At 62.5% G+C, this 22,026-nt stretch carries 19 protein-coding genes and 1 tRNA gene; 6 read left to right on the top strand and 14 right to left on the bottom strand.

Annotated elements, in window-relative coordinates:
- Position 1 precedes the first annotated feature (1 nt).
- Together NHH88_31195 and NHH88_31190 are read right to left on the bottom strand one after the other, a co-directional pair.
- On the bottom strand, positions 2 to 1,273 hold the full coding sequence (locus NHH88_31195; GenBank protein USX14054.1) for a M28 family metallopeptidase: 1,272 nt from the start codon (positions 1,271 to 1,273) through the stop codon (positions 2 to 4).
- 74 nt (positions 1,274 to 1,347) lie between these two features.
- Entirely contained in the window at positions 1,348 to 2,613 is a 1,266-nt protein-coding gene (locus NHH88_31190) for a glycoside hydrolase family 26 protein (GenBank protein ID USX14053.1), read from the bottom strand.
- A gap of 237 nt (positions 2,614 to 2,850) precedes the next feature.
- Here NHH88_31190 and NHH88_31185 point away from each other — a divergent pair, with 237 nt between their 5' ends.
- The 3 genes from NHH88_31185 to NHH88_31175 all read left to right on the top strand — a co-directional run bounded on the left by NHH88_31185 (position 2,851) and on the right by NHH88_31175 (position 4,993).
- Positions 2,851 to 3,909, top strand: coding sequence for a TraB/GumN family protein (locus tag NHH88_31185; protein ID USX14052.1), 1,059 nt, complete (start codon positions 2,851 to 2,853; stop codon positions 3,907 to 3,909).
- A 125-nt stretch (positions 3,910 to 4,034) separates the two neighbouring features.
- Positions 4,035 to 4,661 carry a D-alanyl-D-alanine carboxypeptidase family protein gene (locus NHH88_31180; protein USX14051.1) on the top strand — a complete coding sequence of 209 codons (627 nt, stop codon included), beginning with the start codon at positions 4,035 to 4,037 and terminating at the stop codon, positions 4,659 to 4,661.
- A gap of 14 nt (positions 4,662 to 4,675) precedes the next feature.
- Positions 4,676 to 4,993: a hypothetical protein gene (locus tag NHH88_31175; protein USX14050.1), complete on the top strand. Its 318-nt coding sequence runs from the start codon at positions 4,676 to 4,678 to the stop codon at positions 4,991 to 4,993.
- Between the two features lie 15 nt (positions 4,994 to 5,008).
- On the opposite strand, the gene NHH88_31170 is transcribed toward NHH88_31175, so the two are convergent.
- Positions 5,009 to 5,824, bottom strand: coding sequence for a hypothetical protein (locus NHH88_31170; protein USX14049.1), 816 nt, complete (start codon positions 5,822 to 5,824; stop codon positions 5,009 to 5,011).
- Positions 5,825 to 5,954: 130 nt separating this feature from the next.
- Here NHH88_31170 and NHH88_31165 point away from each other — a divergent pair.
- Positions 5,955 to 6,028 (top strand) — tRNA-Gly (locus tag NHH88_31165).
- 24 nt (positions 6,029 to 6,052) lie between these two features.
- On the opposite strand, the gene NHH88_31160 is transcribed toward NHH88_31165, so the two are convergent.
- The 3 genes from NHH88_31160 to NHH88_31150 form a co-directional block, all read right to left on the bottom strand.
- Positions 6,053 to 6,694 (bottom strand): nucleotidyl transferase AbiEii/AbiGii toxin family protein, encoded by a 642-nt coding sequence (locus tag NHH88_31160; GenBank protein USX14048.1) that lies wholly within the window; start codon positions 6,692 to 6,694, stop codon positions 6,053 to 6,055.
- On the bottom strand, positions 6,672 to 7,727 hold the full coding sequence (locus NHH88_31155; protein USX14047.1) for a type IV toxin-antitoxin system AbiEi family antitoxin: 1,056 nt from the start codon (positions 7,725 to 7,727) through the stop codon (positions 6,672 to 6,674). Before NHH88_31155 ends, NHH88_31160 begins: the two co-directional genes overlap by 23 nt.
- Positions 7,728 to 8,010: 283 nt before the next feature.
- Positions 8,011 to 8,898, bottom strand: a complete 888-nt coding sequence (locus NHH88_31150; protein USX14046.1) for a hypothetical protein — start codon at positions 8,896 to 8,898, stop codon at positions 8,011 to 8,013.
- A 185-nt stretch (positions 8,899 to 9,083) separates the two neighbouring features.
- Between NHH88_31150 and NHH88_31145 the strand changes: the two genes are divergently transcribed.
- Entirely contained in the window at positions 9,084 to 10,223 is a 1,140-nt protein-coding gene (locus NHH88_31145) for an MFS transporter (protein ID USX14045.1), read from the top strand.
- 429 nt (positions 10,224 to 10,652) lie between these two features.
- Here the strand turns inward: NHH88_31145 and NHH88_31140 are convergent, their stop codons facing one another.
- Complete coding sequence (locus NHH88_31140; protein ID USX14044.1) at positions 10,653 to 11,069, bottom strand: DUF2141 domain-containing protein; 417 nt, start codon at positions 11,067 to 11,069, stop codon at positions 10,653 to 10,655.
- A 131-nt stretch (positions 11,070 to 11,200) separates the two neighbouring features.
- Between NHH88_31140 and NHH88_31135 the strand changes: the two genes are divergently transcribed.
- Positions 11,201 to 11,737 carry a sterol desaturase family protein gene (locus tag NHH88_31135; GenBank protein ID USX14043.1) on the top strand — a complete coding sequence of 179 codons (537 nt, stop codon included), beginning with the start codon at positions 11,201 to 11,203 and terminating at the stop codon, positions 11,735 to 11,737.
- Here the strand turns inward: NHH88_31135 and NHH88_31130 are convergent.
- The 7 genes from NHH88_31130 to NHH88_31100 all read right to left on the bottom strand — a co-directional run bounded on the left by NHH88_31130 (position 11,631) and on the right by NHH88_31100 (position 21,802).
- The gene (locus tag NHH88_31130; GenBank protein USX14042.1) at positions 11,631 to 12,602 is read right to left on the bottom strand and encodes a phytoene/squalene synthase family protein; all 972 of its coding nucleotides are present in this window, start codon (positions 12,600 to 12,602) and stop codon (positions 11,631 to 11,633) included. The genes NHH88_31135 and NHH88_31130 overlap by 107 nt on opposite strands.
- Positions 12,599 to 14,089: a phytoene desaturase gene (locus tag NHH88_31125; GenBank protein USX14041.1), complete on the bottom strand. Its 1,491-nt coding sequence runs from the start codon at positions 14,087 to 14,089 to the stop codon at positions 12,599 to 12,601. The genes NHH88_31130 and NHH88_31125 overlap by 4 nt, the downstream gene beginning before the upstream one ends.
- Positions 14,086 to 15,261, bottom strand: coding sequence for a lycopene beta-cyclase CrtY (crtY, locus tag NHH88_31120; protein ID USX14040.1), 1,176 nt, complete (start codon positions 15,259 to 15,261; stop codon positions 14,086 to 14,088). The genes NHH88_31125 and crtY overlap by 4 nt, the downstream gene beginning before the upstream one ends.
- Entirely contained in the window at positions 15,258 to 16,592 is a 1,335-nt protein-coding gene (locus NHH88_31115) for a glycosyltransferase (protein ID USX14039.1), read from the bottom strand. Before NHH88_31115 ends, crtY begins: the two co-directional genes overlap by 4 nt.
- 21 nt (positions 16,593 to 16,613) lie before the next feature.
- Entirely contained in the window at positions 16,614 to 17,558 is a 945-nt protein-coding gene (locus NHH88_31110) for a polyprenyl synthetase family protein (GenBank protein ID USX14038.1), read from the bottom strand.
- Between the two features lie 263 nt (positions 17,559 to 17,821).
- On the bottom strand, positions 17,822 to 20,320 hold the full coding sequence (locus NHH88_31105; protein USX14037.1) for a glycoside hydrolase family 31 protein: 2,499 nt from the start codon (positions 20,318 to 20,320) through the stop codon (positions 17,822 to 17,824).
- Between the two features lie 198 nt (positions 20,321 to 20,518).
- Entirely contained in the window at positions 20,519 to 21,802 is a 1,284-nt protein-coding gene (locus NHH88_31100; GenBank protein USX17488.1) for an MFS transporter, read from the bottom strand.
- Positions 21,803 to 22,026 lie beyond the last annotated feature (224 nt).

Below are 22,026 nucleotides of genomic sequence, written 5' to 3'. Positions count from 1 at the left end.
TTTACTTCTTGATCCGCACCCCGGCCAATTGGCCCACGCCGGCCAAGGTGGTCTGCGCCGCGTTCAAGCCCAGCAGAAAGTCCTTGTCCGAGAAGTTGGCGTACAGGTCGGTCGGCTGGTGCCAGTGCGGATCCCAGCCGGAGCCGATCTGCTGGCCGCGCTCGTTCTCGCGCAGCGAAATCGACGGCACCAGATCCATGAACGGGGTCGAATCCGTGTTGGTCATGTGGAAGCCGACGGCGGCCGGATAGTTGGTCGCGTACTTGTCGTTGGCGGCGCGGAAGGCCCAGGCCAGCTTGGCCGAGGCGTCGGCCTGCTTGGACACCGCCTGGTATTCGATATTGACGTCCGCCTCCAGGCGCTGCTCGGGTGGCGCCACGAACACCGGCTTGCCATGCTCGTCGACCACCGGCTTGCCGTAGCCGTCGATCCGCTGGAACGGCATGCCGTGATCGAACAGCATCATGTCGTGCTGGATCATGCCCAGCCATTTAGGCTCCGGGTATTTGCCCGATCCCTTGGGCGATTCGATCCCCTGCAAATCCTTGCGCTGGTTGACGTAGGCAGTCGCGCCGTTCAATCCGCTTTCCTCGTTGTTGAACAGGATGAAGCGGATCGAGCGGTCGGTCTCGACGCCCGGCGCGCTGAAGATGCGCGCCAGTTCCATCACCAGCGCGGTGCCGGAGCCGTCGTCGTTGGCCGCCTCGCCGAAGCCGATGCCGTCCATATGCGCGCTGACGATGTACATCTCTTCCGGGTGCTTGCTGCCGACTTTGGTGCAGTAGACGTTCTCGCGCTGCGAGGTGCCGACCGGCGTGAGCTCCGAGTTCAGCGCGCGCAGCTTTTCGTCGGGCTGGGCCATCGGGTCGTTGTTGACGCCGGTCGCGATGCGGTTGCCGAACAAGGTGCTGCCGCCCTGGCCCGGCGGGCCGCCGGCGCCGCCGCTGGGAATGCCGGGCGCGCGCTTGGGCACGGGATCGCCGGGCGCCGCTTGCGTGTACTGGTATTGCAGGCGTTCAGTGTTGGCGCAGCCGTAGGACTTCAGTTGCGCCTCGATCCAGTCCAGCGCCTGGCGGTTGCGTTCCGTTCCCTGGCGACGGTCGCCGAAGCGGGTCAGGCTCTTGATGGTGGCCTTGTATTTTTCCAGGTCTAACTGGCCCACCAGGGAGGAAATCGGATCGGCGGCGGCCGTCTGGGAGGGGGCCGGAGCCTGGGCTTGGGCGGCGCACCCGGCGCAGGCCAGCGCCATGCTCAACGCTATAACTGGTTTCATGGATTTCCTCTCGGCAGGTTCAATAAGCTCTGCCATTCTGCATCACACCGCAGGATTTGAGAAGTTATCTCTCTTTAGAACCGGGGCAGCTTGTCCAGGGTGATCACGTCCGGATGGTTGTACACCTTGCGCTTGTGGGCGTTGGTGTTGAAGTGCTCGCCGGTCCAGAAATTGTTGGGCGAGCTCACGCCGGCGGCGCCTGCGCCGTCGTTCCAGGTCATGAACCACAGCCACCAGGCGCCATCCGCCCGCATCTTGTCCGGGTCCGGGATGTAGCTGTTCTCGGTCAGCGCGATGGGTTTTTTCTCGGCCGAGACTTGCGCGGTTTGCCGGTACTTCGTGATCTGCGAGCCGTAGGTCTTGTTGTCGGTGTCGTCGTAGATATCGAAGCTGGCGATGTCGACCACGTCGTCGCCGGGATACCAGGCCGGGTCCTGGCCGTTCCATACCCAGATCAGATTGTGGATGCCGTGCACCTTGACCAGGCGCTCGTACATGTGGCGCCAGAGCAGGATGTTGGCGTAGGCCTGCGGTACGCCGTCGGCGCGCGCGCGTCCCCACCAGAACCAGCCGTCGCCGTTGTTGCCCGAGGCTTCGTGCAGCGGGCGCCACAGCACCGTCACGTTGGCGTCCGACAGGCGCTTGAGTTGCACCGCCACCAGGTCGATGCCGTCGTTGATCTGCCGGTAGGCCGGGCTGGCGGTGTCCAGCGCGCCGTTGGCGACGGGGATGGTGAATGTGGTGTTCTTGTTCGTGTCCGGCTCGCGCACATAGAAACCCGCCTTGTCGACCTGCGCGGTCTTCAACAGCGATGGATCGCGCCAGTGCCAATGGAAGGTGACCAGGCCGCCCTTGTTGGCGAAGGCGATCGCCTCCTCGGTCTGGCGCTGGCCCGCATGCGGGGCGGTCATGCCGTAGTCCATGAAGTCAAAACCCATCAGCGCCGGGTATTTGCCGGTGTCGGCATGGACGCGCTCGGCCATGTCGATGGAATCGTTCCAGGACAGGTCGGTCTGGCCGGCGATCATCTTTTTGCCCCAGATGCCGCGCAGCCAGGTGAAGGTCGCGCGGGTTTTGGCGTTGGCGTCCGCATCGACGGGCGCCTCCCGGGTGGCGACGGTGGGCGCGCTGGTGCGGTTCTCCGGACAGAAATTGCGCGCCACGCAGTACCGGCCGTTCTCAAACGACCAGCGGCCGTTGTCGTTGCCGCACAGGGGCCAGGATTTGCCGTTGACCGTGCAGCTTTCCGCTGCGGGTGTTGTTGCCGCTGCTGCGCCCGGCAACGTCAGCATCGCCGACAGGGCGAGCAGTTTGATAGCCGCTAGGGCGAGAGGTGGCATTGGCGTTCCTGTTGGTTGAGCGGTCAGCCCACAATGTAGCCGGGCCACGGGAGCATTTCAACCAGGACAGGTTTTTGGGCGATTGTTTAGCCGGGATAACGCGCATGTTTAACGCGGCGCGTCCCGCTGTGCCCCTTGGGGCGCCACGCGATACTTTCGTTGCGGTGCCTTGGCGGCGCACCGCCGGCCGCATGCGATATATATAATCGATAACAATTTCCCCACATCAGGATAGTCATGAACAGCCCTTCGTTACGGTTCACCTTAGGCCGTAGTCTGGTCGTGTTGTCGCTGTGTGCGCTGAGCGCGGTGCCGGCTTGGTCGCAAAGCGAGCCGCCACCACCGCCGGCCGAGCAGGCCGAGGCTGTGGCGCCTGCGGAAGACGTCATTGCGGAAACCATCCTGGTGGCGGGGCAGCGCCCCGGTCCGGGCTTGTGGAAGGTGTCGAAGGGCGACCACGTGCTGTGGGTGTTCGGCACCTACTCGCCGCTGCCGAAAAAAATGGAATGGCGCTCCAAGGAAGTGGAAGCCATTCTGGCGCAGTCGCAGGAATATCTGCGGCCGCCGGGCGCGACGACCGACGTGGGATTTCTGCGCCAGATGACTTTGTTGCCGTTCGCGATAGGCTTCAAGAAGAACCCGGATGGCGCCGAGCTCAAGGATTTGCTGCCGGAGCCGGTCTACGCGCGCTGGCTGGTGCTGAAGAAAAAGTACATCGGCGACGACGACGGCATCGAACGGGAACGGCCGATCTTCGCCGCCGAGACCTTGTTCCGCAAGGGTTTGGAGCAGGCCGGCCTGGGTTCGGGCGGACGCGAGCTGCGCGAGACGATCGAAAAGCTGGTCAAGAAAAGCAAGATCAAGATGACGTCGACCGAGGCCGTGCTGGAGATCGACGATCCGGTCAAGATGCTCAGGGAGTTCAAGAAGTCGCCGCTGGACGACGTCACCTGTTTTTCCAACACGATGGCGCGGCTGGAGGACGACATCGACGCCATGCGCGTGCGCGCCAACGCCTGGGCCAAGGGCGATCTGGAGACGATCCAGAAGATCAGCTACGCCGACCGCGACGGCGCCTGCAATTCGGCGGTGCTCAACATGGCGTTGATCCAGAGCCGGCCGGGGTTGAAGTCGGTGCAGCAGAGGATACAGGATAGCTGGGTGGCGGCCGCCGAGAAATCGCTGGCGGCCAATGCTTCCACCTTCGCGACGTTGCCGGTGAAGGACTTGCTGGACCCGAAAGGGTTTGTCGCGGCGCTGGAGGCGAAGGGGTATGTGGTGCAAAAGCCGGAGTAGTGAAAAATTCGGCCTCCTCGTTTGCTTGATTGTATCCGGTCGGACACTCGCCTAGTGCTAGATCAATGATGCGCTTTGCGGTCAGACGTACTCTTGAAAATCCTCAATCTTGGAGGCTCACAGAGATGACGACCACAATCATAAGACCGCATGTATTACACACTGTTGCGACACGCCGCACCGATCAGAGCGATACCGAACCAAGTGGCGCGCAGTGGGCGCAACGGTTCAAAGGTAGTAAGGACACAAAGGACTTGGCCTGCACATTTCGCAAAGCCGTTGACGCGTTTGTCGAGGCGATGACGAAGGCCGGCATCCAAGTTCGAATCTCGTCCACCTATCGGCCACTGAAGCGTTCGTACTTGATGCACTGGTGCTGGCAGATCAAGTACAAGTACGTTCAGCCTGAAGATGTTCCGCCAATGGCCGGCGTCGATATCAATTGGGTCCATCCCACGCCCGCTGCTTCGCTGGAAGCTGCCAAACAAATGGTACAAGCCTTCGACATGAATGCGCTGAACACAGCGCCAGCCCTGCGCTCTCTGCACAACGAGGGACAGGCGATTGATATGTCGATCTCTTGGAGGGGGACTGTCAGCGTTAAGGATGGCAGCGGTAAGCTAATCGAGGTGAAAACCCTTCCGCGCTCAGGTATGAATAGTCAGCTAAAAGCGATTGGTGCGAGCTACGGCGTAAAGAAATTTGTTGGTGGGGCAAAGGACAAGCCTCACTGGTCAATCAACGGGCGTTAGACGAGGAGCGGCACATGATTAAGCAGGCTATTTTGTTGCTCTTGTTAGTCGCCGTACAGGGTGTTTCAGCGGCTGGCCCGCTGCCCAAAGACGTGCGGATCTTCGTGGAAAACGCAGAGACTTGCGAGCACATGGCGGGGGAGTGGGATGGGGAGCTGCCCAAAAGTCGGCAAAAGGAGATAACGCGGGCAATAAAAAAGTACTGCGCGCCTGTTAAGCGGCAGCTTCGACTTTTGACGGAGAAATATAAGGGAAATCGGCAGGTCCTCAATACGATCTCCCAGCACGCGTACGATTCGGTCAAGAGTTATACGGAGGTAGATGGAGGTTGATGTTTCGTCGTGGCCTCACGAAACCTCATAGGCACCTGCTGCGAAGAGGGGGGCGATATCCACTGGACCATGTATCCACATACGCTGCATGTTCAGGATCACAACTAAGCAGAGAATAGCGACTTCTTCGATATCTTTTATCGTACGGAAAACTGAGTTTTCATACGAATCATCTTCAAATTTCATATCCAAATATTGAAATTGTGAATGGACCGCGGCACTTAGCCTTCTATATACCGATGCTATTTTATGTACCTCGGGTTGGTTCAAAACCTTGAATTTCGCTAGGTGAGACAACATCCCACGTTTATTGTCATTCATTGATGGAAGCTTTGGTTGCAGATTTTCCAAAGTGTCATAGGTAAGGCCGGTGGTTGAAAAGTAGGCGTGAGCCACCGCAGCCTCAAGTGAACTTCTCAGCGCTTGAGCTGATAATTTGAGGCGTCCCTTTACTAGCAATTCTATGGCTGAGTTTAGGTCCATACAGGCCTCGAGTAAGTACGGTAGACCTAAGGCATTTACGTTGTCAAATCCTGTCATGACCGTAAGCATCCGGTCAAATGCAAAGGCATGCTTAAGCGCGCCACCTAAACCGGGTATGGACCTGCTTTGCGCGACTTGGCCGGTAAAATCGTTTCCCACGATGTCTACGATACCAAGTCTGTGCACATATTCAGTGAATAGTTCTAGTTCGTCCTCTGCATAGCTAACGGAGTAGTATTCGACGAACTCTATAACGTCGCTACTGCTGCATACCTCACTTAAAGGCTCGTCTTTAAGTGGCAAGCTCTGAAGCAAGCTATGAGTTGATGGGATGAGGCCTAATTTCATCGTTAACCCCGCTTGGATTGATGCATGTTGATGCCGTTCTAGTCTACACGCCCTGATCCTGCCAGACATCGGGGATGTTTCCCACTCGGTGTTGTCAATCCTGTGTAATCCCGCGTAGAATGCGTTGCACGCGGGTGTAGCTCAATGGTAGAGCAGAAGCTTCCCAAGCTTACGACGAGGGTTCGATTCCCTTCACCCGCTCCAGCAATCAAGTGCGCCAGCGGCTTCTTACTTTACGACGAGTCGCAGTCCGCGTTCAAACTGATCGACGAATCCAGCAGGAACGCTCGAATCAATATTCAACGCCCTGCCCATATGGACCACCAAACGATCCCGTTTGGCGGCGGATTCCAGCACCGCCAGGACAGCCTGCCGCGCATCCTGCTCCAGAATTAACCCTGTGTCGTAGCCGAGCAATGCCGCGCCCGCCAGCTCTATCTGGTAGCCGCAGCTTTCCATCACTGACAACGCGTCATCGTAGACGCGATCAATGTTCCCGGCGTCATGGTAGTGTCGGAGCAGGAAGAGGAAGTCCTGCGCATCCTTGTTGTCTTCCAAGCCTCTGTCGTTCCACGCCAGGATCTTCAGCGCGGCCAACGCCGGTATCGACACCACGTTCACGACCAAGCGGCCTCCAACATCGACTTGTATCGCGTGCTCCAGCGCCTCCGTGTAACCGGCCACGTTCATGACCGTCGCCATATCGGGCGGCCAGGCAATTGTGTTTTTTGAGCTGGCGATTTTTCCGAAGGGAATAAGGTCGAGCGGGTATGCCGTCCCGATCGCCTCTCTTGCCGCGATCTCGTGCAACGTTTTGAGGACGATAAAGGTGACCGGATTGAGAGGCCTATTTCCCTGAATGGTGTACATGTTCGATCACCTGTTTGTAGATCTGCTTGGCAACCAGCAGATTTCGGGAGTCGTTGGTCCCCAGCAGGTCGGCATAGATCAGATGCAGTGGGACAGTTGGAAAGTTCTCAAAGAAGAAGTCCATGTTCCAGAATGCTTGCACGACTTCGATCGGTCCGTTCGGGTCGCCGCGTAGTCTGAGGCGCTTTACCATGTCCTGAAACTCCCCGCCATTCTCGATGTCCATGTAGATGGTGATGGTGGACGGATTCAAATGATTGGTAATTTTTTCCGCAGCCACTTCGCCGCTCCACGCCGAGCGGCGAAGTTCCGGCGCCCATGTGTGGATAAGGACGGTCTGGTTGGCCGCCGTGAAACGGAACTTTTTAAGTTTCGGCTTGAGTCGGCTGACGTAGCCGGTGGCCCACTCACTCAACATGAGTTCGGCCGAATTGACGATACGTGTGCCCTGCGGTGTCGTGCCGATGAAGCCACGGCTTTCCATTGCCTCCAACGCCTTGCCGATGGCTCCGGTGGACACTTGAACGGCAGATGATATCTCCCGATACGACGCGTTGAGCATCGACGGTTGAGCCAGAAAAGCGAACATCATGCGTAGCGCGGCAGGGGTGATGCTCATGTCCGAATCAATTGCCAAGGCTTTGTCCGGCTTTCGCCCGATGATGTTGATCAGGATGCCTTCCCTGTTCGTGAGATAAGCGTTTCCGGCGGTATCGATGAATTGTAGATCGAGTTCGCGGCAGCGCGTTGCCATGGTGTTGGTGAGTGCCGGGCAGACAAGCAGCGTATCGCGATTGGAAGGTGAACGCGCTTTGATGTCGTCCAGCATGGCCGAACGGTCGATATTTCGTTTTACTTCGCATGCATAGCGCAACCGGGTGCCGGCCACGCTTAGCGCAACGTCATCGTCGTCCGTTGCATCCTTGCGGATCAACTCGCCGGTGATGCCGGTTGATGAGAATAGGCCGACTAGTGCTTCCCCAATAATTGCCGCCTCAGTGTGGCCAAAGCTGGAATGTGCCGCATCGTTCATAATTTTTACCTTTTCACGAAACGTGAACATGCATCAATAATGAACGATAAAGGCGTTTTGTTCAACATATTTATTCGTTCACGTTACGTGAACGCAGTAATTATTGAACGAGAGAGAAGTTGTCTGAAGTCATCTTAAACGAAACAAGGCCGGCCACAGATGGGCCGGCCTTGCCGTCAAATCACATCAACGCGTATTACGTCAGTATCGCGATCAGGATGATGATGGGCAGTGGGATGCCGAGCAGCAGTAGCAGTATCGAGCGCATAGTATTCTCCTTGGATTAGATGACGGTGCGCGTGACGACACGCGCGTGATCGCGGTTGCGGCCGCCGATGGTGGCGCACAGGCTGGCGACGAAGGCGCCCAGCAGCAGCGCGAAGGTCATCCACAGTGCCGAACGGGCCGCCGCCTTGCGTGCCGCTTCAGCCGCCGCCATGGCCTTGGCTTTCACTTCGGCCGCCGCCTGCTTGGCCTGGGCGTAAATCGCGTCGACACGCTGTTCCGCCTCCGCTTGCGACAGGCCGCTGCGCTTGGCCACCAGCTGGGCCATGTAGTTGCGGTCGTCGGCGCTGATCTTGCCGGCCGCCAGATCGGCGACCAGGATGCGGGTGATTTCCTCACGCTCGGATGCCGTAGCGCCCTGGCCGTTCGGCGAACGCAGCAGCATGTCGGCGAAGTAATCGTTCGAGCGCGGGTTGTCGGCCACCGCCGATGCGCCGGTCGCCAGCGCCGGTGCGGCGGCCGCGCCGGCGTCGATGCTGCCGCTCAGGACCGCGCGCGCGCCGCCGGCCAGCACCGCCACCGTGATCAAGGTCGCTACCGCCCATGCCAGCAGGCCGTGCGCGGTGTCGCGGAAGTGCACTTCGTCGCCGTGGATGCTGGCCCATTTGACGCGCAGCCGGCCGGCCACGTAGCCGCCGATGCCCGACGCCGCCAATTGCGTGAAGGCGATCCATACGATCGCGGCGACGCCCAGCGGCGCCGCGTTGTACTCGTACGGCGAGACCGACGACAGGCCGAGGCCCATGCCGAGCATCAGCAGCAGGAAGGAGAGCGCGGCGGCGGCGGCCGCGCCGGCGAAGATGGCGCCCCAGGAGACGCCGGAGGCGTAGCCGTCGTCGCCGTCGCGGCTGACCACCGCGCCAGGAGTGAATGGTTGAGTCTGCATGATTTTTCCTTATGATTGTTGAACAACACGGGATCGATCATGCGCCAACAGGCTCGGGAGCAATGTGAGCGCTCGCACTGATGCACTGTTTTCGTGCGGATTTTGTGACCACCTTGTTCCTCGCCTTGTGACTTGCCGTATACTTAAAGGCTGAGATCGTCTTTACCACCCCCGGAAAATCCCCCATGAATTCAGTCGGCCCCAAACAGCGCCTGTCCACTCGTCTTGCCTTTCTTGCCGCCGGCCTGGCCATGTCGGCCTGGGCGCCGTTGGTGCCGTTCGCCAAGGCGCGTTTGGCGCTGGGCGAGGCGGACCTGGGCCTGCTGCTGTTGTGCCTGGGCGCCGGCTCGCTGATGGCGATGCCCGTCACCGGCTTGCTGGCGTCACGCTTCGGCTGCCGGGTCGTGGTGCTGGTGTCGGGCGCCTTTGTGTGCCTGGTGCTGCCAGGATTGGCGATGGCGCCCACGCCGATGCTGCTGGGGGCCACGCTGTTCGCGTTCGGCGCGGCGCTCGGCACGCTCGATGTGGCGATGAATGTGCAGGCGGTGATCGTCGAACGCGAAAGCGGCGGCGCGCTGATGTCCGGCTTCCATGGGCTGTTCAGTGTCGGCGGCTTTATCGGCGCCGGCTTGATGGCGCTGATGCTGTGGGCGGGCATGACCCCGGTCGGCGCCAGCGTCGCGGTGTCGTTGCTGGTGGCGCTGTCGCTGCTGGCCGGCGCGCCGCATCTGCTGCGCGAGCCGGATGCGGGTGAGGGTCATGGGTCGATGTTCGTCGTGCCGCACGGCGCGGTGATCTTCATCGGCGTGTTGTGCTTCCTGTGCTTCCTGGCCGAGGGGGCGATCCTCGACTGGAGCGCCTTGTTGCTGACGTCGGAGCAGGGCATGGACGCCACCCGCGCTGGCTTGGGCTACGCCGCGTTCGCTGCGGCGATGACGGTGGGACGACTGACCGGCGACCGTGTGGTGAGCCGGCTCGGTGGCAAGCGCGTGCTGCTGCTCGGCGGCTTGTGCAGCGCGGCGGGCTTTTTCGTCGCCGTGCTGGCGCCGTCCGCGCCGCTGGCGCTGGTGGGCTTTTTGCTGGTGGGGCTGGGCGCGTCGAACGTGGTGCCTATCCTGTTCACCGCCGCCGGCAACCAGAGCGCGATGCCGGCCGGGCTGGCGATTGGCGCCATCACCACGCTCGGGTATGCGGGCATTCTGGCCGGACCGGCGGTGATCGGCTTTGTCGCGCACGCGGTCAGTCTGAATCTGGCGTTCGCCGGCTTGGGCGGTGCGATGCTGGTGATCGCGGCCAGCGCCAGACTGGGCGCCGCGCGCGCCTGACGGTCCGAGCCGCCCCAGCTTGGCGAGCTATCAAGAAAAACAACGATAATGTGATTTTTAGTTTGACATCCCGATTGGTAACTCGGTATTATGAAATCGATTTCAAGATTAAGGAAAACGATTTCAGTATTTTTGAAATCGTTTTCAAGTCATCTTTGAGCTGTATGTAAGCGTTTCATGTAGTCCAGTGTTGTCTGTGGTCTTATGGCTCCTCGCCTTTCAAGTCGAGGGGCTTTTTTTTATCCGGGGTCAGGTCCTAATGCCGTTAAGTTAAGCTCCTATCTGAACCACGTAGGGCGGATTAGCGCAGCGTAATCCGCCAAGCTCCGTCGGCGGCTCATGGCGGATTACAGCGTTCCGCCTAATCCGCCCTACAAAAATCTCCTTAACTTAGCGGCATTAGGAACTGACCCTGGAGTTGCTGGTGTGCTAGCGCAGCTTGATCGTGACGGCCATCGCCTCGTCGCGCACGTCGAGGGCGGCGTCGCTGAAGTCCGGCGGCCCGAACTTGCCGCGCGCGTTGCGGCTGAAGCCGTAGTTTTCGCTGGGGATGCCGATCAGGTTGCGGTCCAGTTTGTCGTTCTGGTTCTCGTCCTGATAGGCCAGCACCGCCCAGGTGCCCTTCGGCACGTTCTGTATGGTGACGACGGTGTCGCCGGCCTGCGCCGGCGCCGAGCCGCTGTAGAGGCAATCCTTCAAAAAACGTTCCTTGTCGCACACGGCGACATTGACCTTGCCTCTGCCGCCGACGACCGACGATACCTTCACCTCGATTGTCGCGGCCGATGCCGTGGCGGCCAGCAGCATGGTAGAGATGAGCAACGATGGCTTGATCAGTGATTGCATGGGTTTCCTTTTCTTGGCTACGTTGAATGGCAAAGGCGAGTTGCTGGCGCTGCGGAAATAGCGCCTATGGTAGGCTGTCTTCATCGCCGTTTTCATCGGCGCCGCTTACACCTGACGGATCGTTCCGACCCATGATATTGAACACGCTCATCGTCCTGATCACCATTGTGTTGATGGAATTATTTTCTATTGTCGCGCACAAATATGTGATGCATGGTTTCGGTTGGGGATGGCACCGCTCGCACCACGAACCGCGCACCGGATGGTTCGAAAAGAACGATCTGTACGCCGTCGTTTTCGCCGGATTGGCGATCGCGCTGATTTACTTCGGTACCGAAGGCTACCATCCCCTCGAATGGATAGGCGCCGGCATGACCGCCTACGGTTTCCTGTACTTCGTCGCGCACGACGGCCTGGTTCACCGCCGTTGGCCGTTTCAATACACGCCCCGCAGCGGCTATCTGAAGCGGCTCTACCAGGCGCACCGCATGCACCACGCCGTCGAAGGCAAAGAGGGCGCGGTCTCGTTCGGATTCCTGTACGCGCCGCCGGTCGATGAACTCAAGCGTCAACTGCGCGTGCTGCACGATGGTCCTCTGCGCCAACGTGGTCGGGACGCTGCCACAACCCCTGCGGACGCGGCGACATCCGCCGAAGACGCGAAGTAAGCGCGCTGGCGCCGCCCTTCGCCAGCAGCCACAGTTTGGTCGCGCGCGACGTGCCCACCCGTTCATCCCAGGCGTGCGCGCCACGAGCTTTCACTTTGACGCCGATCTGCCGGTAGACATTACGCGCGGTGGCGATGGCCCACGCGCAGCGCAGCGGCAGGGCGATGATGCCCTGGTTGGCGGAGGCGTAATACGGCTCGGCGTAATCGACCAGCCGCGTCGCCACACGGGCCAGGGCCGCGCGGTGCTTCGGCAACCCCACTTCGTCCACCGGAATGCCCGCCTCGCGCAGCCACGCGGCGGGCACGTAGCAGCGGCCCATGCGCGCATCCTCGACGATGTCGCGGGCGATATTGGTCAGCTGAAAAGCCAGGCCCAGGTCGCAGGCGCGGTCCAGCACCGTCGCCTTGCTGGCGCCCATGATCGATGCCATCATCAGGCCGACCACGCCGGCCACGTGATAGCAGTAGCGCAGCGTGTCGTCGATGGTCTCGTAGCGCGCCTGTTCGACGTCCATGGCGAAACCGGCCAGGTGGTCGAAGGCGAAATGCGGTTCGATCTTGTGGCGCAGCGCCACCTCCTGGAAGGCGGCGAAGGCGGGATCGGACATCTTTTCGCCGGCGTAGGCGCGCCGGGTCCGGTCTTCGAGTTCCGCCAGTTTTTCGGCGGCGTCGTCCGGCGCCAGTTCCACCGCGCCGAAGCCCAGCTCCTGGCCGTCGACCACGTCGTCGCAGTGGCGGCACCACGCGTACAGCATCAACACGCTGCGCCGTACGTCGGCCGGAAACAGCTTCGCGGCGGCGGCGAAGCTTTTCGATCCGACCTTGATGGTCTGGGTCGCGTGGTCCAGCAAAGCCTCGCTCATCGCCCGAACTCCTCGATCATCAAACCGGCCGTCGCCTTGGCGGAGCCGATCACGCCGGGCACGCCGGCGCCGGGATGGGTGCCGGCGCCGACCAGGTACAGATTCGCCAGCTCGCTATCGCGGTTGTGGGGGCGGAACCAGGCGCTCTGCGTCAGGATCGGTTCAAGCGAAAACGCCGAGCCGACGTGCGCATTGAGCTCGTCGCGGAAGTCGAGCGGCGTGAAGATGCGGCTGGTGACCAGTTGCTTGCGCAGGCCGGGCATGTAGCGGCGCTCCAGGTACTCGAAGATGCGGTCGCGGTAGCGCGGGCCTTCGACGGTCCAGTCGATATCCGCCTTGCCCAGGTGCGGCACCGGCGCCAGCACGTAGTGGCTGCCGCAGCCGGGCGGCGCCAGCGATGGGTCGGTGATGCACGGCGCGTGCAAATAGAGCGAGAAGTCGTCGGCCAACGCTTTGCCGCCGAAGATCTCGGTGATCAGTTCCTTGTAGCGCGGCCCGAAACAGACCGTGTGGTGCTGCAGCTGGCTGTGATGGTGATCGAGCCCGAAGTACAGCACGAACAGCGAGTTGCTGAAGCGTTTTTTGCGCAGCGCGCCGGCCTCCGACGGGCCGCGCGGATGCTGCGACAGCAAATCCGCGTAGGTATGGACGACGTCCGCGTTGGACGCCACCGCTTGCGCGGGGAAGTGGCGGCCATCCTTCAGACGCACGCCGTTGACGCGCGCACCGCTCGCTTCGATCGCCGCCACGTCCGCATTCAGTTCGATGCGGCCGCCGATATCCTGGAACAGGCGCACCATGCCGTTCACCAGCGCGCCGGTGCCGCCGCGCGGGAACCACACGCCCCAGCGCCGTTCCAGCGCGTGGATCAGGGTGTAGATCGACGAGGTGGCGAACGGATTGCCGCCGACCAGCAGCGAGTGGAAGGAAAACGCCTGCCGCAGATGTTCGTTCTGAATGAACTTCGAGACGATGCTGTAGACGCTGCGCCATGCCTGCAGCTTCGCCAGTTGCGGGCCGGCCGCGATCATGTCGCGGAACGACAGGAAGGGCACGGCTCCGAGCTTCAGGTAGCCCTCGTCGAACACCGCCTTGGAATAAGCCAGGAATCGCTGGTAGCCCTGCACGTCGGCCGGGTTGAGCGCGTGGATCTGGCGGTCCAGCGACTCCTGGTCGTTGGCGTAATCGAAGTGGCTGCCGTCCTCCCAGCACAGGCGGTAGAACGGCGCCACCGGCAGCATCTCCACGTAGTCCGACAGTCGCTTGCCGGCGACGGTGAACAGCTCCTCGATCGCCGACGGATCTGTGATGACGGTGGGCCCGGCGTCGAAGGTGAATCCCTGGTCCTGGTAGACGTAGGCGCGGCCGCCCGGCTTGTCGCGTTTTTCGAGCAAGGTGGTTTGAATCCCGCTCGCTTGCAGACGGATGGCCAGCGCCAGGCCGCCAAAGCCGGCGCCGACAACCACTGCCTGTTTTGTTTCGTTCATTCGGTTTTCCTGATTTGGTGGGGATGGATTTTGCGTGCGGCCGATATGGCCTGGCCGACCGGCACCGGCGGTTTTCCCGACAGCAGGCGGGCCTTGTCGCCCAGGGTCGGACGGCCGGCGTAAAAGCGCGCGATCAACGGCGCCGGCAAATGGTAAAAACGCTGCATCACGCGCCAGCGGCTGTCGGCGTCGCCGGCCAGGAACAGCATGCGATTGAGCAGCCGGAAAAAGCGCTGTCCGCGCCATTCGTGCAGCGCGGTCTCGCGTATGGCGTCGAACAATGGGGGCGCGCGCAAGTCGTCGAGCGCGGCGATCTTTTCGGCCAGCCGCACCGCGTGGGGCAGCGAATAGCCGGTCGTCGGGTGGAACAGGCCCGCCCGCAGGCCGGAAGTGGGTTGTCCGTTCAGATCCGACCAGAATCGATCGATGTCGCCGGCCAGCACGATCGGCAGCGAGCCGTGTTCCTCGCGGATGACCTCTTCGATGTGCCAGTTGCGTGAGGCGGCGTAGGCGGAGATGTTGGCGCTCAGCCGTTCCGGCTCCCACACGCCGGTGTCGACGTAGTGCGTGTCTTCGATCAGCAGGCGATCGGGCGCGAAAGGCAGCACGTAGACGAAACGGTAGCCGCCTTGCTGCGCGACGCTGGCGTCCATGATGATGGGTGAGGTCAGTCCGTGCGGCGCGGCGAGGCGTACTTCCTGTCCGAGGAAGGTTTGGTAGCCCAGCGCCAGCCGGTCGGACGAGCGTGGACCCCGGCCATCGATGACGGCCCCCGCATGCAGCATCTCCCCGCCGTCCAGGCGCACCGTGGTTGGCGTCAGCTCTTCTATCCGGGCACCGAGCCGCAGCGCGCCATCCAACGCGGCTTCGATGACGCGCGCGAAATCGTCCGAGGCGATGCTGGTGTAGCCGCCGTCGAGCGTCCTGGCGTGTTCGGGGAAGATGACGTCGTAATCCGGCCAGCGCGCCGATACCAGCGGCGCGAGCCACTGCCGTTGCGACGCATCGAGGTCGCTGTCATGAAACGACCAGGTATGGTTGCCGCCTATCCGGTCGTCCTGCTCGAGCAGCAGGATGCGCAGCGATGGGCGCGCGGTCCGCAGCCGCCACGCGATCAGCGCGTTGGCCAGGCCGCCGCCGGCCAGGATCACGTCGTACGGCGCGGTACTCATGCGAGGCCGCTCGCTACCCGGCGGGCATCGCTGTCATCGTGCCGGTTCAGGTTCAGCGCCGTTTCGACGATGTCGGCGGCGCGTGGCGTGCCGCCGGCTTGCACCAGCTGGTCCGACAGTGCGGCAAGCCGCCGCCCGTATTCCGGTTCATCGAGCAGCCGCCGCAAGTGCCTGCCCAGTTGGGCCGCGCCGGCGAGGCGCGGCGACGCGCGCAGGCCGATGCCCGCATGGCAGATGCGCGCCGCCACGCCCGGCTGGTCGAAGGCGATCGGCAGCGCCAGTATCGGCGTGCGTGCGGCGACCGCGTCCATCGCCGTGTTCAGCCCCGCGTGGGAGACCACGGCGTCCGCGCGTGCCAGCACCGCCTGCTGGGGTGCGAACGCGCAGACAGTCGTCGCTCCCGTGGGCCCGGCGCGTTCGACGGCCAGCGCCTGTTGCGGGTTCAGCCCTCCACAATGGGCGACCAGCAGTTGGACATTCAGATCCCGGCACGCGCGCGCGATGCGCTTGAACAGCGCAAAGCGCTGGCCTTGCAGTGTGCCCAGCGAGGCGAAGATGAAAGGGCGCTCATCGGCGATGGCCGGCATGGGATCGATGCGCGGGCCTGACGGCGACGGAATACCGGTGGCGACATGCCGCAAAGGGCCGACGTGGTGGAAATTCGCTGGCAAATGATGGCGCGGAAAGTCGAAGGCCGCCACCGTCTGGCTGATCTGCGCCAGCGGCGACAGGCACTCGTGCAGCATGCCGCGCGCCGGAATGCCCAGGGCGCGCGCTTGACGCTCGATCACCTTGCGGTGCGGCGCCATGAGCCAGTCGTAGACGCGGGTGCTGCCTTCGACCATCTTCAACGAGCGCTCGTCGGTGCCGAACGCGAACGGCATCACCGGCAGCGGGACACCCGCTTCGCGGTTGACCGGCAGCGCGCACGCGACCGATACGAATGGCAGCTCCAGCGCCTCGGCCACCAGTCCGGCCGCCGCCTCCATCTGGTCGCCGAGCAGGGCGTCGATGCGCAGCGCTTCGATCGCGGCGGGTAGTTCGCGGCACAGCATGTCGGTGGTGTCGGCCATATCGACGATGACCTTGCGCAGTCCCAAAGGGCTGCCCGGATTGGCCGCGAGCCGCAGCGAGGCGGCCAGCGAGCCTGGCGGATAGCGCCCCGCGCCAAGCGCATGGAAGCCGATGCGGGCGTCCGGTATCCAGCCGGCGGCGTCGGGCCGGTGCAGGAAGGTGACCTGGTGTCCGCGCTCGATCAACGCCAGCGCCAGCGCCGACAAAGCGTTGAAATGGCTGTAGAAGGCCGGGGCGACCACGCCGAAATGGGCCATGCGATGTCCTCTCGACGCGCGCTACGGCGCGTGCAGATCGGCGACCGGGCCGGCCTTGCGGAACAGGTTCCCGACCAGAAGGCGTGTGCGTTGCTTGCTGCCGACGGCGTCTGTCAGGTAGTCGTCGGCGTCGCGCAGATGCGCGGCCAGGCGGCGCTGGGTTTTTTCCATGCCGAGGGTGGCGGTGATGGTCGCCTTGCCGGCGTCCTTGCCGACATCCTTGCCGGTCAGCGCGCAGTCGTTGCCGGGGACATCCAGCAGGTCGTCCTTGATCTGGAACGCGTGGCCTGCGGCCATGGCGAAGGAGCGCAGCGATTGCAGCACCCGTTCGTCGGCCTGGGCGATGATGCCGGCCATCTCCACGGACAGGCCGAGCAGCACGCCGGTTTTGAGTTCATTGGTGGTGGCGATGTCGTCGACCGAGCGTTTGTGGCCGCCGTGCAAATCCTCGAATTGTCCCCGGACCAGTCCCTGCGCGCCGACCGTTTCGGCCAGCGCGCTCACCAGCCGCGTGCGGATCAATGGCGAGATATCTTGCGTCTGGGAAAGAATATGGAAGGCGCGGCTGAGCAGGGCGACCGACGCCAGGATGGCGACGTTTTCGCCGAACTGGATATGCACGGTGGGCTTGCCGCGCCGCAGCTGGGCGTCGTCCATGCAAGGCATGTCGTCAAGGATCAGGGAGGCCGCGTGGACCAGTTCTACCGCGCAGGCAGCGTCGAGCAGCGCGGGCGACGAGCAGCCGAGGTCGCGCGCGACCAGCATCAGCAACAAAGGGCGCATGCGCTTGCCGGTACTCAGCGCCGCCGAACGCATGGCTTCGGTCAGCGGGTCGCCGCCGCTGTCGGGCAAAAAGTGACGGATGCGCTCCTCAAGCTCGCGGCGCAGGTCATCGATCTCGGTTTCCGACGGGTCCCCTAGCAGCTCCCGCTTGATGCCGTTGAACCGCAGTGTTTCCGTAACCATGCGCAAGTCCTTTGACGATTGACTAATGAAATCCCTTGCGGGTCATCATACCGACGCAAAGTTCAACAAGCAGGACTTCAGTCAATCGTGCGCGTGCCAGCGCACACTTAAAAGCGGTTCAGTTTTTGGACAGCCTGCTCCTTGTTATGGGAGGGCGCGCACCACGTGACCAGGAAAGATGGAATCGTGGCCGCCATGACCAGCCGGAAGTAGTGTACATAAGCGAGCGCCTGCCGCAGGCGGCAACCGGGCTGCCAACACGGCTAGCGCGTCAGGGCATCGACGACGACCGTCCGGCCCTCGTAGACGACCAGTTTCGCCGCCTTGCCTGCCGGTGCGGCGCCGCGGCCATCCGCGCGGCCGACGACGACGACCTTGAACCGGCGTGTTTCCTTCATTCCCGGATAGCGGCCCTGGCGCCGGAGCAACGTCAGTCTTCGCGCCGCGTCGTCCCAGCGCATGGCCGTGAGCGCGTACTCGCCACGCTCATACCCCCAGCCGTCGCCGGCATCTTCGTAATAGGTGTACTCGCCGTCCGCGCCGGGATAGACTCGCAACTCGATCACCGGGTCCGTGTCCTCCGATGAATATTGCATCGCCGGTCCCAGGGGAATCACGCTGCCGGCGCGCACATGCAGCGGCATGCGTTCGATCGGCGCATCGACCACGACGCTCTTGCCGCCCGTGAGCCGGCGCCCGGTCCAGAAGTCGATCCATGTGCCCTTCGGCAAATAGACCTCGCGCGTTTTGTCCCGCCCTGCCAGCGGCGCCGACCCCACGCCGTAATACATCGGTTCGAGCACGGGGCTGACCATCATGCCCTCGCCGAACAGCATTTGCGACTTCAGGTCGTGGGTGCGCCGGTCGTCCGGGAAGGCGAACGCCACGGGGCGGATGAAGGAGGCGTCCCGCAGATGCACAAGTCCGGCCTGCGAATAGATATGCGGCAGCAACCGGTACCGCAGTTCAATAAACCGCAGGATGGCATCGTAGAACGGCGTGCCCGGCTCGCCGAACTGCCAGGGCTCGCGCGGGGTGTCGGTCCCGTGGCTGCGGAACATGGGAAGAAACACTCCCAGTTGCAGCCAGCGCGTGTACAGCTCGCGGTAGCCCAGGTCGGCCACGCCGCCCTTGTAGTCGCCATCCCAGAACCATTGCTCCTTGCGATCGACAAAAAAACCGCCGATGTCGAAGGTGACATAGGGCGTGCCCGACGCGCTGCCGTTCTGGAGCGCGGCCATCTGCTGCGCGAGCACCGGCCACTTCGCCGAAATATCGCCGGTCCACACCACGGCGCCCACCGCCTGGCTTCCCGCATACCCCGACCGCGTCAGGTTCACCAGCCGCTGGTTCGGCACGGTTTTGCGCCAGTTGCGGAAAAAACTTTGCGAATCGACCAGCGCGTAGGCGTTCATGAACTGCGCGCCGACGGTATCGGCCAGGACGCGGATGTTGGCGTCGTCGGCATCCTTGTTGCGCTTGGCGCCGCCCCAGTCGGCCGTGGTCGGCTCGGTCGAATCGCACCACCAGGCATCGATGCCGTGGCGGCCGAGATACTTCCAGACATTATCGAAATACAGATCGCCCGCCTTGCGCTGGAAGAAATCGACGTATTCGGTGCCGGCGAGGGTGTAACCGCGCTCCTTCAATGCCTGGCCGGGCGGGTCGAGCGGGCTCGGATTCGGCCAGATCGAGATCATCACCTTCGCGTTCATGTCGTGGACGGCCTTCGTCATCGCCCCGATATCCGGATAGCGCGCCGCATCCGGCACCAAGCTGCCCCAGCGGCCATCGAGCCAGTAGTTCCAGTCCTGGACCATGACGTCCATCGGGATCTTGCGGTCGCGGAACTGCTTGGCCGTAGCGATCAATTCCTGCTGGGTAACATAGCGCTCCTTCGATTGCATGTAGCCGAAGGCCCATTTGGGCAGCATGGCGGCGGCGCCCGTCAGTTGACGATACCCTGCGATCGCGCCGTCCATGGAGGGGCCAAGTACGAAGTAGTAATCCAGCTCGTCCGCGACGTCGCTGCCCACCGATGCCCCATCCTTGCCATCGGCGAAGGTGAGCAGGCTATAGGTATCGAACAGCAGGCCGTAGCCCCGCGTGGAAACGAGGAAGGGCACGACGATGCGCAGGTTGTGCTGGTACAGGCGCTTGCTCTTGCCACGCAGGTTCAGGTCGTCGGTTTCATCGAAACCGAGCCCGTAGAGCGCTTCGTGGTCGCCGAATCTGAACCGCGCGGTCACTTTCCAGGCATCGCGGTCCTTTTTGCGCACATAGGTGCCCACCACCTGGCGCTCGCCGTCGACCGTTTTGACGGTCTTCACCGTGGCGGGGTCGGGCACGGACTTGGTCACCTCCACTGGTTCGAACGCCCTCGGGTTCCCGCTGGACTCCTCCAGCAGCAACGTGCCATCCGGCCGCCGGAAAGAAATGGCACCGGTGGCCTGATCGAGTTTCACCGACAGGCGGGCCGATTGCAGGGTGAGTGTGCCAGCGTCTTCGTGCGTCTTGATCGGACCCGGTTTGGCGGCGGTGTCGACGCGCATCAGGCTCGTTGCCTTCGACCAGCCGGGATTGCGGGTTGCGGTCACGCGCACGATCTGGTCTGTGACGAAGTCGATGCGCAATAGCGTTTGTCCGATCGTACCTTCGATCCCCGCCCCGGTTTGCTTCCATCCGGCTACCGCATTCGAACCGCCCGCTTTGCCGGGGGACCGGGCGGGGTTGTCGTCGGCGGCGATGCCATAGCGGAGCAATGCCAGCGCCGGAACCGCAGCCGCCAGACGGGTGAGAAGACTCCTGCGCGTATGCATGGGGCGCTCTTGGGTGGTTGGTATCTTATATATGGTATACCAATTTGCCTCGAGAAAAAAGCGGCGCGGGATGGAGGGGCGTGGGATGGAGGGGCGTGGGCACCCTGCGGGCCATGGCGGCCGCAGGGCGAATTCTGAGGACTATTCCTTGTTGTGGAACGGCGCGAACCACGTCACCAGGAAAGATGGAATCGTCGCCGCCATCACCAGCCAGAAGTAATGTACATAACCGAGCGCCTGTTGCAGGTGGCCGCTGACGACGCCGGTGACCAGCATGCACAGGCCCATCAGGCCGGTGCCGAAGGCGTAGTGGGTGGTCGTGTATTTGCCCGGCGCCAGTTGCTGCATCAGGTAGATCATGAAGCCGACCGAGCCGAAGCCGAAGAAGAACTTCTCGATCGCCACGCCGGCGCTGATCAGCCACAGGTTTTCCGGCTGGTAGATACCCATCAGCAAGAACGTAACATTGGGAATGTTGACCGCGCAGCACAGAATGAACAAGGTGGCAGGCAGGCCGCGCCGAGCGACAAAGATGCCGCCCAGCAAGGAACCAAGCAGCACGGCGATCAGGCCGTAGGTGCCGTAGATCAGGCCCAGCATCTCGTTGGACAAGCCCAGGCCGCCCTTGGAAACGGGATCGACCATGAAGAACGGACCGATCTTTTCCAGCAGGCCGATACTGAGGCGGAACACGAAAGCGAAGCCGACCATCAGCCAGACGTCGCGCTTCTGGAAGAAGGTGACGAAGGAGTCGCGCAGGATGAAGGCCGCCTCGCCCACCGACTTGGGCGCGTTTTCGGCCTTGGCGCCGTCCGGCATCACGCGCAGGTGCCACAGCGCGGTGACCACGGTGATGGCGGCGGCGATGAAGAAGATGATGCGCCACGAGTCGATCCACGCCGGCCCGAACACGCCGGCCTCGTGGTGGAAGTAATTGGTGTGCAGCCAGCCGCTCAGGTACACCATGCCGCCGGAGGCGACGATGGGACCGACGTTCCAGCTCAAGCTCTGGATGCCGCAGAACAGCGACTGCGTCTTCGAGTCGAGCGAGGTGACATAGACGCCGTCGGAGGCGATGTCCTGGGTGGCGCCGACCAGCGACAGTATGCCGAACAGGAACACCATGATGTGCAGGTAGTTTGGCAGCGACATTGACAGCGCGACGGCGCCGAAGCCGATGCCGACGATCAGCTGCGCGCACAGCACGAAGAACTTCTTGGTGCGGTACATTTCAACGAAGGGGGCGAACAGCGGCTTGATGGTGTAGGCCAGGATCAGATAGCTGGCGTATTGCGCCGCCTCGCCGTTGCTCATGCCGAGGTTCTTGAACATGATGGACGTGACGCTGGTAAGCATCATGTACGTCAGCGCCATCGAAAAGTAGCCGGTGGGGACCCAGAGCATCGGCGTGCCGCGCGCGAACATGGCGCGGAACAGCGATTGCTGCTCGCCGGGGGCGGCGGGCGCCGGCTTCTGGTGCTCTTGCGGCGTGGCGGAAGGTGCGGTCTGCATGATGTCGTCCTCGTTGTTCTCTGTGGAGTGTAGCACTTGGCTCTGCGGCCAATAGGTAATGCCAGTCTGGGATGCTTGTATTACGTAGGGCGGATTAGCGCAGCGTAATCGGCCATGCATGAGCCGTCGTCGGCTCT

It is taken from the genome of Oxalobacteraceae bacterium OTU3CAMAD1 (assembly GCA_024123915.1).
Classification (GTDB): Bacteria; Pseudomonadota; Gammaproteobacteria; order Burkholderiales; family Burkholderiaceae_D; genus Rugamonas.
The sequence above is the reverse complement of the archived record's forward strand: the minus strand, read 5'-3'. Positions and strand labels throughout refer to the sequence as shown.

Coding starts and splice junctions, on each gene's coding strand:
- NHH88_31195 (USX14054.1), bottom strand. CDS start 1,273: ATGAAACCAGTTATAGCGTTGAGCATGGCGCTGGCCTGCGCCGGGTGC.
- NHH88_31190 (USX14053.1), bottom strand. CDS start 2,613: ATGCCACCTCTCGCCCTAGCGGCTATCAAACTGCTCGCCCTGTCGGCG.
- NHH88_31185 (USX14052.1), top strand. CDS start 2,851: ATGAACAGCCCTTCGTTACGGTTCACCTTAGGCCGTAGTCTGGTCGTG.
- NHH88_31180 (USX14051.1), top strand. CDS start 4,035: ATGACGACCACAATCATAAGACCGCATGTATTACACACTGTTGCGACA.
- NHH88_31175 (USX14050.1), top strand. CDS start 4,676: ATGATTAAGCAGGCTATTTTGTTGCTCTTGTTAGTCGCCGTACAGGGT.
- NHH88_31170 (USX14049.1), bottom strand. CDS start 5,824: ATGAAATTAGGCCTCATCCCATCAACTCATAGCTTGCTTCAGAGCTTG.
- NHH88_31160 (USX14048.1), bottom strand. CDS start 6,694: ATGTACACCATTCAGGGAAATAGGCCTCTCAATCCGGTCACCTTTATC.
- NHH88_31155 (USX14047.1), bottom strand. CDS start 7,727: ATGAACGATGCGGCACATTCCAGCTTTGGCCACACTGAGGCGGCAATT.
- NHH88_31150 (USX14046.1), bottom strand. CDS start 8,898: ATGCAGACTCAACCATTCACTCCTGGCGCGGTGGTCAGCCGCGACGGC.
- NHH88_31145 (USX14045.1), top strand. CDS start 9,084: ATGAATTCAGTCGGCCCCAAACAGCGCCTGTCCACTCGTCTTGCCTTT.
- NHH88_31140 (USX14044.1), bottom strand. CDS start 11,069: ATGCAATCACTGATCAAGCCATCGTTGCTCATCTCTACCATGCTGCTG.
- NHH88_31135 (USX14043.1), top strand. CDS start 11,201: ATGATATTGAACACGCTCATCGTCCTGATCACCATTGTGTTGATGGAA.
- NHH88_31130 (USX14042.1), bottom strand. CDS start 12,602: ATGAGCGAGGCTTTGCTGGACCACGCGACCCAGACCATCAAGGTCGGA.
- NHH88_31125 (USX14041.1), bottom strand. CDS start 14,089: ATGAACGAAACAAAACAGGCAGTGGTTGTCGGCGCCGGCTTTGGCGGC.
- crtY (USX14040.1), bottom strand. CDS start 15,261: ATGAGTACCGCGCCGTACGACGTGATCCTGGCCGGCGGCGGCCTGGCC.
- NHH88_31115 (USX14039.1), bottom strand. CDS start 16,592: ATGGCCCATTTCGGCGTGGTCGCCCCGGCCTTCTACAGCCATTTCAAC.
- NHH88_31110 (USX14038.1), bottom strand. CDS start 17,558: ATGGTTACGGAAACACTGCGGTTCAACGGCATCAAGCGGGAGCTGCTA.
- NHH88_31100 (USX17488.1), bottom strand. CDS start 21,802: ATGTTCGCGCGCGGCACGCCGATGCTCTGGGTCCCCACCGGCTACTTT.